This window comes from Bradyrhizobium macuxiense (assembly GCF_001542415.1).
Lineage (GTDB): Bacteria > Pseudomonadota > Alphaproteobacteria > Rhizobiales > Xanthobacteraceae > Bradyrhizobium > Bradyrhizobium macuxiense.
Genome location: NZ_LNCU01000066.1, coordinates 1 through 1,934, shown reverse-complemented (window position 1 = coordinate 1,934; position 1,934 = coordinate 1). Strand labels below are relative to the sequence as shown.

The 1,934-nt window shown below is 66.2% G+C and carries 1 protein-coding gene; it reads right to left on the bottom strand.

Features of this window, described 5'->3' with window-relative positions; translation table 11 throughout:
* Positions 1 to 1,934: efflux RND transporter permease subunit (locus AS156_RS19270; RefSeq protein WP_136626307.1), on the bottom strand; the 1,934-nt coding region annotated here is incomplete at both ends.

The following is a 1,934-nucleotide window of genomic DNA, read 5'->3' as shown; positions in this document are numbered from 1 at the left end:
GGCTTGCCCTCGTTCTTTCCTTCCGCGAGGTTGCGCACCACCATGTAGAAGATCGGGGTGAAGATCAGGCCGAACAGCGTGACGCCGAGCATGCCGAAGAACACGGCAACCCCGACCGCCTGGCGCATCTCCGAGCCCGAGCCGGTCGACACCACCAGCGGCAGCACGCCGAGGATGAAGGCGAACGACGTCATCAGGATCGGCCGCAAGCGCAGGCGACAGGCCTCGATCACCGCCTCCAGCCGCGACCGGCCCTCAAGCTCGATGTCGCGGGCGAACTCGACGATCAGGATCGCATTCTTGGCGGCGAGCCCCACCAGCACCACGAAGCCGATCTGGGTCAGGATGTTGACGTCCTGCCCCATGATGCGCACGCCGATGGTCGCCGCGAACAGGCACATCGGCACGATCAGGATCACCGCAAAGGGCAATGTCCAACTGCCATATTGCGCGGCCAGCACGAGATAGACGAACAGCACGCAGATCGGGAACACGTAGAGGCCGGCATTGGCGCCGTTGACCTGCTGGTAGGACAGGTCGGTCCAGTCATAGGCAAAGCCCGACGGCAGCGTCTCGTCCGCGAGCTTCTTCATGGTGTCGATCGCGGTCGCCGAGCTGGTGCCGGGCAGCGTATCGCCCTGCAATTCGGCGGTCGGATAGAGGTTGTAGCGTGCGACTCGATCCGGCCCCGAGATGTCCTTGAAGTCGACGACACTGCCGAGCATCACCATGTCGCCATTGGCATTGCGGGTGCGCAGCCGCGCAAGGTCGGTGGTCTCCTTGCGGAACGGCAAGTCGGCCTGCGCGGTGACGTGATAGGTGCGCCCGAACAGGTTGAAGTCGTTGACATAGGTCGAGCCGAAATAAGTCTCGATCGTGTCGGTGACGTTGGCGATCGGAACGCCGAGCTTCTGCGCCTTGACGCGGTCGATATCGACGAACACCTGCGGCGTGTTGGCCGTGTAGGGCGAGAACACCGCCGTCAGTCCGGGCGCCTTGCGCGCCGCGCCGACCAGCTCGTCGGTGGCGGAGGCGAGCAGTTGCGACCCACGGCCCTGGCGGTCCTGGATGCGCATCGCAAAGCCGCCGCCGGTGCCGATGCCGGGCACCGCGGGCGGCGGGATCACGATGATGAAGGCGCCCTGGATCGAGGCGAGCCGCTTACGCAGCTCGTTGGTGATCTTGGTCGCGGTCTCCCCCTTCCTGGCGCGCTCCTCCGGTTCGTCGAACACCGGGAACAGCGCCGCGGCGTTGCTCGCCTGGGTTCGCGTCGCGCCGGAGAAGCCGGCAAATGCCGGTACGCGGACCACGCCGGGCACCTCGAGCGCGATCTTCTCGATCTGGCGCACGATCTCGGTGGTGCGCTGGAGCGACGCAGCACCAGGCAATTGCACCGACACGATGACGTAGCCGCGGTCCTGCGCCGGGATGAAGCCCTGCGGCGTGGTGGCGAGCAGCCATCCGGCGCTGCCGATCAGCACCAGATAGAGCAGCAGCATCGTCGCCGAATGCCGGATCACGAAGGATGCCGCCGCCGCATAGCCATGCGCCAGCCGGTCGAATATGCGGTTGAAGACGCCGGTGAAGGCGGACCAGCCGCGCGCGATCAGGTTCCAGCGTGCCGCCGGCCGCTTCGCCTCATGCGGAACGAGTATCCGCGAGGCCAGCGCCGGCGACAGCGTCAACGAGCAGAAGCAGGAGATCGCGGTCGCGACCGCGATCGTCACGGCGAATTGCTGGAAGAACTGCCCGGAGATGCCGCCGAGGAATGCGGTCGGCACGAACACCGCGCACAGCACGAGCGCGATCGAGACCAGCGCGCCTCCGACCTCCTCCATGGTCTTGAGTGCGGCTTCGCGCCGGCTCAGGCCATGCTCGAGATGCCGCTCGACATTCTCGACCACCACGATCGCGTCGTCGACCACGATGCCGAC